Origin of the sequence: Pseudonocardia sp. T1-2H, assembly GCF_038039215.1 — a bacterium.
Lineage (GTDB): Bacteria > Actinomycetota > Actinomycetes > Mycobacteriales > Pseudonocardiaceae > Pseudonocardia.
The window spans coordinates 3,405,285-3,419,430 of sequence record NZ_JBBPCL010000001.1; the positions used below are offsets into that span (position 1 = coordinate 3,405,285).

The following is a 14,146-nucleotide window of genomic DNA, read 5'->3' on the forward strand; positions in this document are numbered from 1 at the left end:
GCGCACGTGCCCGTTCGACAGCCCGTTGATCGGCGCGTACTCCGGCAAGGGCGCTCACAGATAATCCCGGCCATGACGATGAACCGGGTCCATGTGGCCGGGCAGCAGCGGTAGCGTTCCGGCCATGGCCGCAGTACGTGTGATTCTGGCCGAGGACGACGTCCTGCTCCGAGAGGGCCTGGCCAGCCTGCTCGAGCGCTCGGGCTTCCACGTTCTGGGACAGGTCGGCAACGGTTTGGAGCTCCTTGCGCTCGCCCGCAAGGAGGCGCCCGAGCTTGTCGTGGTCGACATCCGGATGCCGCCGACCCAGACGACCGAGGGGCTGGAGGCAGCTCGGGAGATCCGCAGGGAACTCCCCGAGACCGGCATCCTGGTCCTGTCGGCCCACGCCGACGTCGAGCACGCGATGGAGCTGCTGGCGGGCGGCCGGGGGATCGGCTATCTGCTCAAGAGCCGGGTCAACGACGTGGCGGAGTTCGTCGACACGCTCGAACGGATCGCGAAGGGGGGTTCGGTCGTGGATCCCGCGCTGGTGCAGGAGTTGGTGACCGCCCGCCGCCGCAACGACCCGCTTGCCGTGCTCAGCGCGCGGGAGCGCGACGTGCTGGCGCTGATGGCAGAGGGCCGGTCCAATGCCGGCCTCGCACGCCGGCTGTGGATCACCGAGGGAACCGTCGAGAAGCATGTCCGCAGCATCCTGTCGAAGCTGAGCCTCCCCGAGACCGACGACGATCACCGCCGTGTCCTCGCGGTGCTCACCTTCCTCGAGGCCCGCTGACCGGATCGAGAGAATCGTCGACGCCCGGCCCGGGCGGGTCGCGGATGGCGTCTGCGGACAGTGTGAACACCTGCCAGCGGGAGCCCGGGGGCTCCGGTCAGCACCAGGTCGTCTCGGGCGCTGGCGGTGATGTGCGCCAGGGGGATCACCGCGACGCTCTCAGACGCATCGTCCCCCCCCGCTACTTCGAAGAACGAGGCCCGAATGACGAATCTGGATTCGGATCGAGTATCCGGGTCAGCCGATGCTCGCGACCGCAGGCACGTACGCGACGAGCAGTCGTTCCTGCTCCAGCGGGTACAGCCGGCGATGGCCGGCCTGATGGACGGCGCCCTGTCGACGCTCGCGCCGATCTTCGCGGTCGCACTCGCCACCCACCAGCCCCGATACGCCTTCTTCGCGGGTCTGGCGACCGCGATCGGCGCCGGGGTCAGTATGGCCTTCTCCGAGGGGCTCTCGGACACGGGCGACGTGACCGGGCGGGGCAGTCCGTACCTCCGCGGCTCGATCATCGGGGCCGGGACCTTCCTGGGCGGCATCCTGCACACGCTGCCCTTCCTGATTCCGCAGTTCCGGGCGGCGCTGATCGTCGCGATCGTCGTGGTCACCCTCGAGCTCGTGGCCCTGGCGTGGATTCGCTGGCGCTTCTTCAACACCGGCTTCGTCCGGTCGTTCCTCTCCATCACTCTCGGGGGGGCGATCATCGCGGCGATCAGCGCGGCGCTCGGCGGCGCGGCCGGCTGATTCCAGATGTCCGCGCTCCGGTCCGGCCCGGGGCGGTGTGATCGAGGCACGCCCGCGTCGGACGGCTTGCAGACGTGCTGCCGGCAGCCGGTGGTCGCTCCTGCCGGCGGTCCCCGCGATCGCCGCACTTCGACGACGCAACCCTTGCCTTCCGTCAGCCGCGCCGTGTCCGCCGCCGGCTCCGCCCGGTGTACAGCATCCTCGATCTGTCATAGCCGCGGCCCCAGCCCGATCCGCGCCAGCGGACCGGGCGTCTGTGCTGTCGCCGGCGGCCCGCTGTCCTACCTGTTGTGCTGTCGGGAGGCTTCATGCACATCGTCCTCCGGCAGGGCCGGCCGGCCGTCCGAAGTCGTCCTGACCGTCGTCGCGATGACGGGTCGCCCACCGAGCAGTTCCGGTTGCCGGACCGGCGCATTTGCAGCTGGCAGGTAGGCACGAGTTCCAGCCGACCGGGAATGTAGACGGGCGTTGGCGGCAACGACATGTTCGCGCGGGAAAGCAACTCTCACTGTCATGGATACCTACACACCTCCCGAAAGCACGAACGTCGCCGTCGCCCGGGAAACAGGTCGGAAGCTAGCGGTCGAGCTGATCGGGACGTTCTTCCTCGTCTTCACGGTCGGCGCCACCGTGTACAGCGGCAGCTCACTCGCCCCGCTGGCCATCGGCTCGGCCCTGATGGTCATGATCTATGCGGGTGGGCACATCTCCGGCGGCCACTTCAACCCCGCCGTGACCATGGCGGTGTTGGTGCGGGGCCGGATCGGGCCCGGTGAAGCGGTCGGGTACTGGGTCGCGCAGTTCGTGGCCGGCCTGCTCGCCGCGGCCGTCGTCCGCGCGACCGTCACCCCGGCGGCGGCCAAGACCCTGTCCCTGTCCGGTCACGCCCTGACGGCCGCCATCGTGGTGGAGCTGCTGTTCACCTTCGCCCTGGCCTACGTCGTGCTCAACGTCGCCACCAGCAAGGACCACCCGGACAACTCCTTCTACGGGCTGGCGATCGGTTTCACCGTCCTGACAGGCGCCATCGCCGTCGGCGGGATCTCCGGGGGCGCGTTCAACCCGGCGGTCGCCCTCGGCGGCAGCGCAATGGGCCTGTTCACCTGGTCCACGTTCGGGCTCTACCTGGTGGCCGAACTCGTCGCCGGCGCAGTTGCCGGCCTCGCCTTCCGCGCCCTCAACCCCACCGACAAGTAGCCCGGGCCGCGGGCCTCTGATCCGACGTCCCGTCCACCCGCACCCGACCGGCCACGCCCGTCCGGCAGGCACCCGGGCCCCCGTCCCGGCCACACGCCGCGGATGACACATCCCGCCGGCTCTCACCAACCGGCAAGCACCGCCCCGAACTCGGCGTCGACAGCGTCGAGGCCGTCAGAAACGCGCGAGTTGAACGAGTTCCATCCGTTCACGTCGCGCTCAACCGGAACCTCGGTTCCACCGCAATTCGAGGAGACACAGCAGTGACGCAATCGAAGCCCACTCCGACCACGACCGACGCCGGTATTCCGGTCGCCAGCGACGACCATTCGCTGACCGTCGGGCCCGACGGCCCCGTCGTGCTCAACGACTTCTACCTGATCGAGCAGATGGCCAACTTCAACCGGGAGCGCGTCCCGGAGCGCCAGCCGCACGCCAAGGGCGGCGGCGCGTTCGGTCATTTCGAGGTGACGGGCGACGTCAGCGCGTACACCAGGGCCGCGGTGTTCCAGCCCGGCAGCAAGGTCGAGAACCTGATCCGGTTCTCGACCGTCGCCGGGGAGCGGGGCTCACCCGACACCTGGCGCGACCCCCGCGGGTTCGCGCTGCGGTTCTACACGCCCGAGGGCAACCTCGACATCGTCGGCAACAACACCCCGGTCTTCTTCATCCGCGACGGGCTGAAGTTCCAGCACTTCATCCGCTCGCAGAAGCGCCGGCTGGCCACCAACCTGCGCGACCACGACATGCAGTGGGACTTCTGGACGCTCTCCCCGGAGAGCGCGCACATGGTGACCTGGCTGATGGGTGACCGGGGCATCCCGAGGACCTGGCGGCACATGAACGGCTACAGCAGCCACACCTACAGCTGGATCAACGCCGCCGGCGAGATCTCCTGGGTGAAGTACCACTTCATCAGCGACCAGGGGGTCGACTTCCTGCCCCAGGCCGAGGCCGACGAGCTGGCCGGCAAGGACGGCGACTACCACCAGCGCGATCTGTACAGCGCGATCGAGCGCGGGGACCACCCGAGCTGGACGCTGAAGGTGCAGATCATGCCGTTCGAGGAGGCCAAGACCTACCGGTTCAACCCCTTCGACCTGACCAAGGTGTGGCCGCACGCCGACTACCCGCTGCAGGAGGTCGGGAAGCTGACGCTGGATCGGAACGTCACCGATCACCACAGCGAGATCGAGCAGGCCGCGTTCGCGCCCAGCAACCAGGTGCCCGGCACCGGGCTGTCCCCGGACAAGATGCTGCTGGCCCGCGGGTTCTCCTACGCCGACGCGCACCGCGCCCGGATCGGGGTGAACTACAAGCAGATCCCGGTCAACGCGCCCAAGACCGAGGTGCACAACTACGCCAAGGACGGCGTGATGCGGGTGCAGAACGCCACCGAGCCGTTCTACGCGCCCAACTCCAAGGGCGGCCCGCAGGCCGACCCGAGCCGCGCCGCCGAGGTGCACTGGGAGGCCGACGGCGAGATGGTCCGCTCGGCCTACACGCTGCGCCCCGACGACGACGACTGGGGCCAGGCCGGCACGCTGGTCCGCGAGGTGTTCGACGACGCCGAGCGGGACCGGCTGGTCGGCAACATCGTGGGCCACCTGCTCGACGGGGTGACCGAGCCGGTCCTGCAGCGCGCCTTCGAGTACTGGCACAACGTCGACAAGGACCTGGGCGACCGGGTCGAGAAGGGCGTCCGCACCGGACAGTCCTGATCGGCGTCCCTCGCAACAGCAGGCGAGTGCCCGGCGCCCCGAGGGGTGCCGGGCACTCGCTCGCGTACCCGCCGATCGAGATCCCGCCACAGGTCCGAGCCGTAGCTCGAGCAACTGCACCGACAGCCGGAACACCAGGAGACACGGAGTGAGCGACATGAGCCGGCGCGATCGAGCGGCCTGCCGCACCGAGGAACCGGAACTGTTCTTCCCGATCGGCACCGGGCGGCGGGCACCCGACCAGCTCGCCGAGGCCAAGTCCGTCTGCCGCGGCTGCGTCATGGCCGGCGAGTGCCTGGCCTGGGCGGTGGGGACCGGCCAGAACTCCGGCGTGTGGGGCGGGATGACCGAGGACGAGCGACGCCGGCTCCGGCAGGGTGCGCTCCCGGGCACGGTGTCCGGCGGCGCTCGCGTGGACTTCCTGGTCAGGCGGCGAGCGCCTCGATCCGCGGGCGTGCGTTCGACCCCGACCCGGACCGTGCCCTCGACCCGGTAGCTGTGCGCCCCCGGACGGCATTCGTCCACCGGGGCCGCCGGTGCACGTGACGAGGCCTGATCGACCAGGCCGCTGTCACCGGGGTGCGGATCCCACCTCGTCCTCGGCCCCGTGCGGCGTCCGGTCCATCAACTCGGCGGCGCCGTGCTGGAGCAACATGTGGGCCAGCCGGCGACCGAGCGCGGCGCCGTCGCCGACCACGCCGGTCAGCTGCCCGCGGACCACCGCGGAGCCGTCCGGGGCCGCGATGACGCCCGAGAGGCGCAGCGCCGGTGCGGCTCCGGGCTCGACGATCAACTCCGCCAATGCGCCGACCGGCGCGGTGCAGCCGGCGTCGAGCGCGGCCAGGAAGCCGCGTTCGGCGATCGTCACCACGCGGGTGGGTACGTGGTCGAGGGCCGTGAGCTGGGCCGCCGTCGCCGGGTCGTCCGTGCGGCACTCGACGGCCAGCACCCCCTGCGCCGGTGCCGGCATCAGCATCGCCGGGTCGAGAGGCGTGGCGTCGGCATCGAGCAGTCCCAGCCTCGACAGCCCCGCCATCGCCAGGACGAGGGCGTCGACCTCGCCGTCGGCAAGCTTGCGGAGCCGGGTGTCGACGTTGCCGCGTATCGGCACGATCTCCGGTCGCAGTCCGAGGGCGCGGAGCTGAGCGGCCCGCCGGGGTGACCCGGTTCCGATCCGCACTCCGCGCGGCAGTGCGTCGAGGCTGGTCCCGCCCGGCCGGATCAGCGCGTCACGCGGGTCCTCGCGGACCGGGAACGCCGCCACCCGCACCCCCGGTACCGATGCTGTGGGCAGGTCCTTGCAGGAGTGCACGACCAGGTCGACGTCCCCGCGCAGCAACGCCTCGCGCAGAGCGGTGGTGAACACCCCGGTCGTGCCGAGCCGCTCGATCGGCGCGGTCGAGCCGTCCCCCGGCGTGCGGACCGTGACCAGGAAGACCGGCCGGCCGCACCGTTCACGCAGCTGCTCGGCGATCCGGCCGGACTGGGCCAGTGCGAGCGGACTGCCGCGGGTACCCAGCCGCAGCGGCCGCCGCTCCCAGGAGGCGGCGGGCCGCGCCAGGATCTCCGTCACGCCTTGGCCTCGCTCACACTGTGGTCGAACAGCTGTCGCAGCGCCTCGAGATAGACCGACCCCTCCGGATCGGTGGACAGCTGCTTGGCCCGGACCGTCGGCCGGTGCAGGAACTGGCGGACGATGCGATAGACGGTCGCCGCCGTCTCGGCCCGTTGGTGGTCGCTCAGGCCGGGCAGCCGACTGTGCATCCGGAGCAGTTCGACCTCGGCGAGCTGTCTGACGTGGGAATGCATCGCCCCGATGAAGGGGGCCGCCGCCGCCTGACTCTGCCGCTCGACGTACGAGGCGACCTCAGCAGCGACGATGGCGCGGACCCGGGGGATCTCGTCCGGCACCTCTCGCTCCGCCAGGTGCCGCCCGAGCGCGTCGATGTCGACGAGTGTGACACCGGATAGCCGCCCCACGGCCGGTTCGACGTCGGGCGGCATGCCCAGGTCGAGCACGAACAACGGGCGGCCCGCGGCCCGCTCCCGGCTCGCTCGCACCTGCTCGGCGAGCACCACGGGTACCGCGCACCCGGTGGCGGTGACCAGGAGATCGGAGTCGGCGAGCACAGCGGGGACGTCGACGGCCCGTAGAGCCGTCGCGTGCACGGCCGCGGCAGCTCCTGCAGCTCCCGCCTCGCTGCGGCTGGCCACCGACAGCTCTCCTACGCCGCCCTCGCGCAGGAGCCGTGCCGCGAGCCGGCCCACGGCGCCGGTCCCGAGGACCACGGCACGACGGGCGGCGAGCCCACCGAGGTGGGCATGAGCGAGCTCGATACCGGCACGGGCGAGTGAGATACCCGCGGTGCTGATCGTGGTCTCCGTGCGCGCCCGCTTGCTGGCTCGCAGGGCCGCGTCGATCAGGCCGGTGACGACGGGCCCGATGGCCCCCGCTTCGGCCGCAGCCCGGGCGGCGGCCTTGATCTGCGCGACGATCTGGTCCTCCCCGACGGCCATCGAGTCCAGCCCGCACGCGACCGAGAAGAGGTGCTCGACGGCCGAGGCCCCGACGCGGACGCGGGCGATCCGCAGGATCTCGTCGACCGGGATCCGCCCGCGCGCGGCCGCCAGGTCGGCAACCGCCCGGGTCACCTGCTCGACCGGTCCCTGTGTGCCCGCGTAGACCTCGATCCGGTTGCAGGTGGACAGGACGAGCACCTCGTCGATGGCCGGCACGGCGTGCAGCCGGGCCACCACATCGCGAAGCTGCGTGGACGGCACGACGAGCTTTTCGAGTACCTCGGCCGGAGCGATCCGGTGGGACAGGCCGATGTTCACAATCGTCATCGCAGACAACCACTCAATCTGGGTTTCCCCACGTTCCGGTCGTGGCCCGATCGGGGCGTCCACGCCTGGGCAAGTGCAAATCGGGCCGCATTCAGAGTCGCGGTGCGATCGGCTCTCGTCTTCACGGCCAACGGCCGTTCTTGCTTCCCGTCCACTGCAAGGCGCCCCTGCCTGCTGGCAGGGATGTCGCGGTTCGGCCATTCGGGCGGGACGCCACTCAGCAGCACACCCGGCCGGAACCCGGCCCTAGCTTGACCAGCTCGGGTGCGCCCTCGCCGATCGTGTTCCGGGCCCGCGCGATGTCCTCGTGGTGCTGCCGGCACGCCGAGTAACCGCCGTACCCCGTCGCCGGCATTCCCTGTGCATCGCTCGCTCACGCCACAGCCGGAATGTTCGCCGGGGATTCGACGCGGACGGGATGGGACAGCACGGAATGGTGGAGGTAGCCCAGGTCATTCCACGACGTGGAGTCCGGTTGGGTGTTGCCCTGGTCATCGGTGGCGCGCACGCGGAGGGTGTGCTCGCCCGGTTCTGGATTCCAGCCGAACTGCCGGCGCACCCACGCCCCCGGCGTTTCCGGTGACGCGATCTGCGGCACCTTCAGGGCGTCTCGGGTGTGACGCGGGTCTGACGACGTCCATGACTGCGAGAGTCGTCCTCTCGCGGGCACATGTCGTCGCGGCCACCGCCCATCTACGCTCCTGGTCAGCTGGCCTGCCTGCGTACCTGCCAGCGACGAGCAACCGACCGGGCGTCCGGTCGGTGCTGGTGCTCGACGCCTCAGCCTCACCGGCGCGGGACGACGTCCGGTGGCGCTGTCGCGGGGAATCCACTCGGGCACCCCGCGGCGTTCGTCGCGGCATTCAGCGGGGGCCGGCGGCGGGTTGCTGCTCGACGACGTCGAGGGCGCGGCGTGTGGCCTCGCGGAGTGTGGACACGCTGCGGTCGAGCGCGGCGCGTTCCTCCGCGGTCATCCGCGGCTGGTGCATCCGTAGTACGCCACCGGCGCCGAGCACGCTGACCAATGACAGGGTGACGTCGAAGTCGGGGTTGTAGGCGGCGACCGGAAGGACGGCACGTTCGTCTCGCAGCACCGCCTCGACGAGGCGCGCGGAAACGGCGCCGATGCCGTACTGGCTGGCCCCGGTGCCCTCGATGATCGTGATGTTCGCGTACCGGATGCTCTCCTCGATGTCATGCCGCACCGCATCCAGGGGCTGCCCGTCAGCGCCGAGAAGCTCGAGTACAGGGATGCCACCCACCGCCGCGGACGACCACAGCAGCACTTCGGAGGTGCCGTGTTCGCCGACCACCATCGCCTGCACGTCCAACGGACGCACTCGTAGCCGATCGGCCAGGTGCACACGGAAACGCAGACTGTCGATCAGCGTGCCGGTGGAGAACACCCGGTCGTGGCCGGCCAGGTGACGAGTGAGATCCGCGAGCGGGTCCGGTGGGTCGGTGACCACCATCAGCACAGCCTGTGGTGCGACCGAGACGACTCGCGGCACGACGTCGGCATAGACCGTCGCATTGGTGTCCAGCAGCCGCAGGCGGCCTTGCGCATCGGAGCGGTCGGTGGCGCCCCCGGCCTTCTCGTTGACTCCCGCAGTGATCACCACCAGTGCGGCGTCGACCAGATCCTGATACCCACCCGCGCGCACGTCCACAACCGGCGACAGCGGCGCTGCATAGCGCATGTCAGCAGCCACACCGGCCGCCCGTTCCGGAATCCGGTCCACCAGCACGATCTCCCGGCACGTCCCCCCGCGTTCGATCAGCGACAGCACCGTCGCCGCCCCGACCGCGCCCGCTCCGATCACACCGACCTTCACGACGAACACCCTCCTCCCGAATTCGGACCCGCGCCCGTTGCGCCGTCCCGGACGGGCAGGCTGCAACCGCACCGGCTCTGGCACTCCTGCCCTGCACAGGGGACCGAGCACCGCCGGCCCCTGCGCTGCGGCCCTCGATCCGTCCACGCTGTGCCACGGGGGAGCCGGTCGAGCCGCCCCCGTCGGACTGCGGATCCGTCTCGACCCGTTCGGCCCCCGTACCGCCATCGGGCTGGTCGTGGACCAGCCCGACCAACCGCGTGAGGATGTCCGGGTCGGTCTCCGGCAGCACGCCGTGCCCGAGGTTGAACACGTGCCCCGGCGTCCGGCGACCCTCCGACGCGATCCGCCGCACCTCGCTCTCGAGGGACCCGGCGTCGGCGAACAGCACCGCCGGATCCAGATTCCCCTGCACCGGGCGGGTCCCGCCGGCCCGCCGCGCGGCGACGTCCAGTGGGACCCGCCAGTCCACCCCGATGACGTCGGCCCCCGCCTCGCCCATCGCACCCAGCAGCTCCCCGGTGCCCACCCCGAAATGGATCCGCGGCACCCCGGCTTCGGCCAATCGGCCGAGCACCGACGCCGAATGCGGCAACACGAACTCGCGGTAGTCGCGCTCGGACAGCGCTCCGGCCCACGAGTCGAACAGCTGCACCGCGTCCACCCCGGCGTCGACCTGCGCCTGCAGGAACGTGGAGGTGAGCTCGGCCAGCCTGCCCAGCAGCGCATGCCACACCTCAGGCGCCGAGCGCATCAAGGTCTTGGTGCGTTCATGGTTGCGGCTCGGGCCACCCTCGATCAGGTAGGAGGCCAGGGTGAACGGCGCCCCGGCGAAGCCGATCAGTGGCGTCTGACCCAGCTCGGCGAGCAACAGCGCGATCGCCTCGGTGACCGGGGCGACCTGCCCGGACTCGAGCCGGGGCAGCCGCTCCACATCGGCCGCGGTACGCACCGGACGCCCCACGACCGGGCCGGTGCCCGCCACGATGTCGACGTCGACGCCCGCGACGTGAAGCGGGACCACGATGTCGCTGAACAGGATCGCCGCGTCGACCTCGTGCCGCCGCACCGGTTGCAGCGTGATCTCGCAGGTCAGGTCAGGAGTCAGGCAGGCCTGCAACATCCCGGTGCCGGCCCGGAGCGCGCGGTACTCCGGCAGCGACCGCCCGGCCTGCCGCATGAACCACACCGGCAGATGCGCGGGCCGCTGCCCACGGGCTGCCGCCAGGAAGGGCGCCGACCTCAGGTCACGCCGAGCGCCCGGAGAGCCGGCGGGCCCGGGGGGTACGGCGGGGACGTGGTTCGACAGTGCGGTCACGACTCCGGTCCACCCCGCTCGATCAACACCGTGGGTCGAGCTGTCACGGTGACCTCACCCCCGCAGTTCCAGCAGTTCGGCTCGGTCTCGGGGTCTCGCCCTTCGACCTCGCAGGCCCGGCAGATCCAATGCGCGAGGACCTGGAATCTCACAGCCATCTCTCTTCGGTATCGGCAGCCGTAGCGAGGACCTCACGCCGCCTCGACGAGCAACGCCCGGCCGGACGCGGTGAGCCGCGCCGGTCCGGGCTGCGGGCCGGCGGCGGCGATCAACCCGGCACTCGTCAACCGCGGGGCGACGAACTGATCACAGCAACACAAACCGTCAACGGTCAGCGACCCGCCGCTCGCCCCCGACATCTGGCACCGACCGGCGGCCACAGCCCGCAGGACGGCGAGGTCCCGCCGGCTCAGCGCGACGGACAGCGCCGCCGCCGGGGCCGCTGCCCCGTCCTCGGCCATGCCGTCGGCACGCCCCGGGCTCGGCTCGTACTCCGACCCGACTCGCTCCGCATGCGGTCGGGCCGCTGCAGTACGCGTCAGGCTCCTGCGATGTGCGCCTGTCGTCGTCATTCCTACTCGCCTGTTCCCGTTGATCGTCGTGGCGCGATTTCAGGTCACCCGGCTACATGCGCTCGGCGCAGAAGTCATGTCCGACGAAACGTGTATGAGAATCTGCGGTGCACACGCCGTCACTCGCGCCCCGACACGCCGAATCGACGCGGTCGACGCGGGCGTGGCCGGGCCGTCGCCCTACCCCCGGCCCCGTCAGGCAGCAGCGCTCAGCTGAGGGTTCAGCAACAGCCACAGTCGGCGATCGAGCAGCAGGTCGACGTCGGCCCAGAGCTCTTGAACGAGCTCCGGGAACCGCGGGGGCGTGGCCTCGATCTGCCTGTACAACCGGCCGATGTGCTGGTCCAGCGCGCAGAGGTCCGGGCACGGGTACGACGTGCCTCGGCCGCCGATCACCGTGGTGAGATCCACGTTCTGGGTGCCGCGGTCCGACTCCGGCTCGGAACTCCAGTTGATCATCCAGTTCATCATGCGATCCTCAAGTTGGGTCAGGGTGGGGCACGATCGGCCGATCAGCCCTACCTCTCGGTCTCTCTGCCGAGACCCCTGGGCGCAGACCTCTCGTGCCGACGGCTCGGTCGAAGCCCCACGCGAAGGGCTGTGCGATCGGCCTTGCTTCACGGGAACAGCGTCGCGGCCCCGCCCCACCGCGCGCATCACCGCCAGCGTCCCTCGCTCTCTGGTGCTGGCTGGAGTCCTCGGAGTCCTGCTGGCAGTAGTGGCTGACCGGTCACAGAACCCGACCTCGACCAGCTGCTTCCTCATCGCCCGACGAATGGAGATCCTCGAGGTGCAGCTGGCCGGTAAGCGGAGACTCCAACGGGCCGGAAGCGCGGATTCGCACTGGCGGGGACGACACGCACACCGTCCACGGCGACGCTCGACGAGATCGGAAGTCCTCGCGGCGGAGTACCAGGCCGTTGACGCGGCTCTGCGCCGGCGCCTCGTCGCCAGGCCGTCCCGAAGGAGGATTCGTTGCCTGACATCGCCTACGACCCGGGGACGACGGCCGGGGGGCGGGGCCCGGGCGGCCCGAAGACCCCGCTTCCGCCGCCTCCGCCGTCGGGACTGCAGCACTACACCGCCGCGTCCGACACCGAGCTCCGCGAGATGCGGCAGGCGTGGCGCCGCGAGCAGACCTGGGCTCCGTACTACGTGGCCGAGGAGATCGCTGATGCCCGCCTGGTCGCCGAGGGATACCGCCACGACGCGGTGTTGTGGCGGGCCGAAGCCGATCTGCTGCCCGAGGGGTCGTCGGAGCGCGAGCAGGCCGAGCGCGACATCGCAGGCGTCGAGCAGCTGGCTACTGAGTACAGCGCGCGGGTTGAGCAGCTGGCGGCCGTGCACGCCGCCCGCGGCGAGTGGGCCGAGGCGGCCCGGCTGCGCGATCAGCTCGCCGGCGACGAGCTGCAGCGTCGGGGTCTCCCCCGCGACATCCAGCCGGTCGCGGGCGAGCAGGCCGAGCTGTTCGAGGTTGTCGACGCCGACGAGGCCACGGTCGACACCGCGGCGGTGCGCAAGGACCGAGACCAGCTGTCGCTCGACCTGAACTTGGGCGGCGGCCACGACGAGCCCGTGCAGGTGATCCGGACGCCCGCCGAGAGCGGGGCGGTCGAGCCCGAGGCCGAGGTGGCGGGCACCGAGCTCGTCATCGACGAGAACCAGACCGCGCTGTTCACGGTCCAGCCCTCCCCCACCGACGTCGCGGCCGCTGCGTAGCGGCGAGAAGCCGGGCGGCACTGCGCAGGTCGAGTCCGGTGACCAGCAGCCGGTGACCCTCGGCGAGGCCCGGCGCCAGGTCAAGATCCTCGCCGCCCTGCGCGCCGAGATCGCCGCACGCACCGAGAACCACGAGGCGGTCCGCGGCTGGCAGCACGACCGCGACGTCACAGACCAGCAGGTCGAGGCGGAGCGGGTCCGGCGCGACCAGGCCGAACGCCACGGCCACCGCAGCGAGCGCCAGCAGGGCGTCGACCTCAACCGCGGCCCGGAACTCAGCCGAGGCCTAGGCCGGTAGAACCCCTTCTGCTGGTCAGATCTGGAGGGGGCGCGAGGCTGGGCAGCAGCGACTGTCGAGCCTCAGCGAAGTGCGGTCGTCTGAATGAAGGTGCGGGACCAGTCGGTCGGCTCGCGCCGGGCTAGGGTGGGTTCTGCCGGTCGGGCACCCCCGTCCGAGCGAGGTGCCCGACTCGCGGTGGTCGAGGAGGCGAAGGCCGCCGTCGGGTCCGGTGTGCTGGAGGCTCTGTGAGACTCATGAACCCAGCCGATCGGGAACGACATCATGAGCGGGCTAGCGAGGAGCAGGAGCCGGACTACCGGTTCACGCTCGCCAACGAACGGACCTTCCTCGCTTGGATTCGCACCGCGCTTGCCCTGATCGCCGGCGGCGTCGCTGTCGTCCAGTTGGTTCCGGAGTTCGGAGTTCCGGGAGGGCGGCACGCCCTCGGCGTGTTGCTCACGGCTGGGGGTGGTGTTCTGGCGGCTCTGGCGCTCCGCCGCTGGCAACGTGTACAAGCCGCGATGCGCCGGGATGTCGACCTGCCATCAACCCGGCTTCCGGCACTGCTCGGCATCACCCTCCTGGCCGTGGCGATCCTGGTGCTTGTCGTCCTTCTGGTCCCGTAGCCACAGGGGCGTGACGTGCCTCGTGAACCCCAGGACAAGCCTGGACTGCAAGCTGAACGAACCGAGCTGTCGTGGGAACGCAGCGCAATCGGATTCCTTGCCAGCAGCGCGATCCTGCTGTTCCGGCAGACAGGCCCACTCGCAGTCGGACGAACTCTCCTGGCCGCCACGGCGGTGTTGCTGGCGTTGCTCGTCCTGGGGCTCGGCCGCAGGCGGGGGCGGCGGACCAGAGCAATCCGTGTCATCGCGGGCAAGAGGATCGTGTCCGACGCCCGGATCGAGGTGCTCCTGATCGGCTGGGCCGTGGCCGGCTTCGCGACGGCCACCATCATCCTGCTACTCCTGCTGTAGCGGCGCTGAGCCCATGCTGTCGATCTACGCTGCGGCCGATTCCACCTCTCGGGGGTGAGGCACGCACCATCCGACGCGGCCAGGATCTCTGGCCAGATCAGGGCCGCGGAAGAGACCGAACGCAGGAGTGACGAGATGCAGGGGACGTCGCCCGGCTC

General features: G+C 70.8%; 14 protein-coding genes and 3 pseudogenes. 9 read left to right on the forward strand and 8 right to left on the reverse strand.

Annotated features, from left to right (window positions below; translation table 11 throughout):
• Positions 1 to 91: 91 nt before the first annotated feature.
• From WBK50_RS16790 to WBK50_RS16810, 5 genes and pseudogenes are all read left to right on the forward strand, one after another.
• On the forward strand, positions 92 to 778 hold the full coding sequence (locus WBK50_RS16790; RefSeq protein ID WP_341336518.1) for a response regulator transcription factor: 687 nt from the start codon (positions 92 to 94) through the stop codon (positions 776 to 778).
• Between the two features lie 204 nt (positions 779 to 982).
• The gene (locus WBK50_RS16795; protein ID WP_341336519.1) at positions 983 to 1,522 is read left to right on the forward strand and encodes a hypothetical protein; all 540 of its coding nucleotides are present in this window, start codon (positions 983 to 985) and stop codon (positions 1,520 to 1,522) included.
• A 513-nt stretch (positions 1,523 to 2,035) separates the two neighbouring features.
• Positions 2,036 to 2,719 (forward strand): MIP/aquaporin family protein, encoded by a 684-nt coding sequence (locus tag WBK50_RS16800; RefSeq protein WP_341336520.1) that lies wholly within the window; start codon positions 2,036 to 2,038, stop codon positions 2,717 to 2,719.
• Positions 2,720 to 2,982: 263 nt separating this feature from the next.
• The gene (locus WBK50_RS16805; protein ID WP_341336521.1) at positions 2,983 to 4,440 is read left to right on the forward strand and encodes a catalase; all 1,458 of its coding nucleotides are present in this window, start codon (positions 2,983 to 2,985) and stop codon (positions 4,438 to 4,440) included.
• A 157-nt stretch (positions 4,441 to 4,597) separates the two neighbouring features.
• Positions 4,598 to 4,816: pseudogene (locus WBK50_RS16810) on the forward strand (WhiB family transcriptional regulator); the annotation flags it as partial.
• Between the two features lie 195 nt (positions 4,817 to 5,011).
• Here the strand turns inward: WBK50_RS16810 and hemC are convergent.
• The 8 genes and pseudogenes from hemC to WBK50_RS16850 form a co-directional block, all read right to left on the reverse strand.
• Positions 5,012 to 6,013, reverse strand: a complete 1,002-nt coding sequence (gene hemC / locus WBK50_RS16815) for a hydroxymethylbilane synthase (RefSeq protein WP_341336522.1) — start codon at positions 6,011 to 6,013, stop codon at positions 5,012 to 5,014.
• On the reverse strand, positions 6,010 to 7,287 hold the full coding sequence (hemA, locus tag WBK50_RS16820; RefSeq protein WP_341336523.1) for a glutamyl-tRNA reductase: 1,278 nt from the start codon (positions 7,285 to 7,287) through the stop codon (positions 6,010 to 6,012). Before hemA ends, hemC begins: the two co-directional genes overlap by 4 nt.
• 247 nt (positions 7,288 to 7,534) lie before the next feature.
• Positions 7,535 to 7,639: pseudogene (locus tag WBK50_RS16825) on the reverse strand (ferrochelatase); the annotation flags it as partial.
• Between the two features lie 21 nt (positions 7,640 to 7,660).
• Positions 7,661 to 7,885, reverse strand: a complete 225-nt coding sequence (locus WBK50_RS16830) for a hypothetical protein (protein ID WP_341336524.1) — start codon at positions 7,883 to 7,885, stop codon at positions 7,661 to 7,663.
• A gap of 265 nt (positions 7,886 to 8,150) precedes the next feature.
• A complete protein-coding gene (locus WBK50_RS16835; protein ID WP_341336525.1) occupies positions 8,151 to 9,077 on the reverse strand; it encodes a lactate/malate family dehydrogenase in 927 nt (308 codons plus the stop codon).
• 283 nt (positions 9,078 to 9,360) lie between these two features.
• A pseudogene (gene hemE, locus WBK50_RS16840) lies at positions 9,361 to 10,431 on the reverse strand (uroporphyrinogen decarboxylase); the annotation flags it as partial.
• A 200-nt stretch (positions 10,432 to 10,631) separates the two neighbouring features.
• Positions 10,632 to 10,901 carry a hypothetical protein gene (locus WBK50_RS16845; RefSeq protein WP_341336526.1) on the reverse strand — a complete coding sequence of 90 codons (270 nt, stop codon included), beginning with the start codon at positions 10,899 to 10,901 and terminating at the stop codon, positions 10,632 to 10,634.
• Between the two features lie 306 nt (positions 10,902 to 11,207).
• Positions 11,208 to 11,480 (reverse strand): hypothetical protein, encoded by a 273-nt coding sequence (locus WBK50_RS16850; RefSeq protein WP_341336527.1) that lies wholly within the window; start codon positions 11,478 to 11,480, stop codon positions 11,208 to 11,210.
• A 507-nt stretch (positions 11,481 to 11,987) separates the two neighbouring features.
• On the opposite strand from WBK50_RS16850, the gene WBK50_RS16855 reads away from it, so the two are divergent.
• The 4 genes from WBK50_RS16855 (at position 11,988) to WBK50_RS16870 (ending at position 13,988) form a co-directional block, all read left to right on the forward strand.
• Complete coding sequence (locus WBK50_RS16855) at positions 11,988 to 12,731, forward strand: hypothetical protein (protein ID WP_341336528.1); 744 nt, start codon at positions 11,988 to 11,990, stop codon at positions 12,729 to 12,731.
• Between the two features lie 52 nt (positions 12,732 to 12,783).
• Complete coding sequence (locus WBK50_RS16860) at positions 12,784 to 13,029, forward strand: hypothetical protein (RefSeq protein ID WP_341336529.1); 246 nt, start codon at positions 12,784 to 12,786, stop codon at positions 13,027 to 13,029.
• A 236-nt stretch (positions 13,030 to 13,265) separates the two neighbouring features.
• Positions 13,266 to 13,637 (forward strand): YidH family protein, encoded by a 372-nt coding sequence (locus WBK50_RS16865; protein ID WP_341336530.1) that lies wholly within the window; start codon positions 13,266 to 13,268, stop codon positions 13,635 to 13,637.
• Positions 13,638 to 13,652: 15 nt separating this feature from the next.
• Positions 13,653 to 13,988 (forward strand): DUF202 domain-containing protein, encoded by a 336-nt coding sequence (locus tag WBK50_RS16870; RefSeq protein ID WP_341336531.1) that lies wholly within the window; start codon positions 13,653 to 13,655, stop codon positions 13,986 to 13,988.
• Positions 13,989 to 14,146 lie beyond the last annotated feature (158 nt).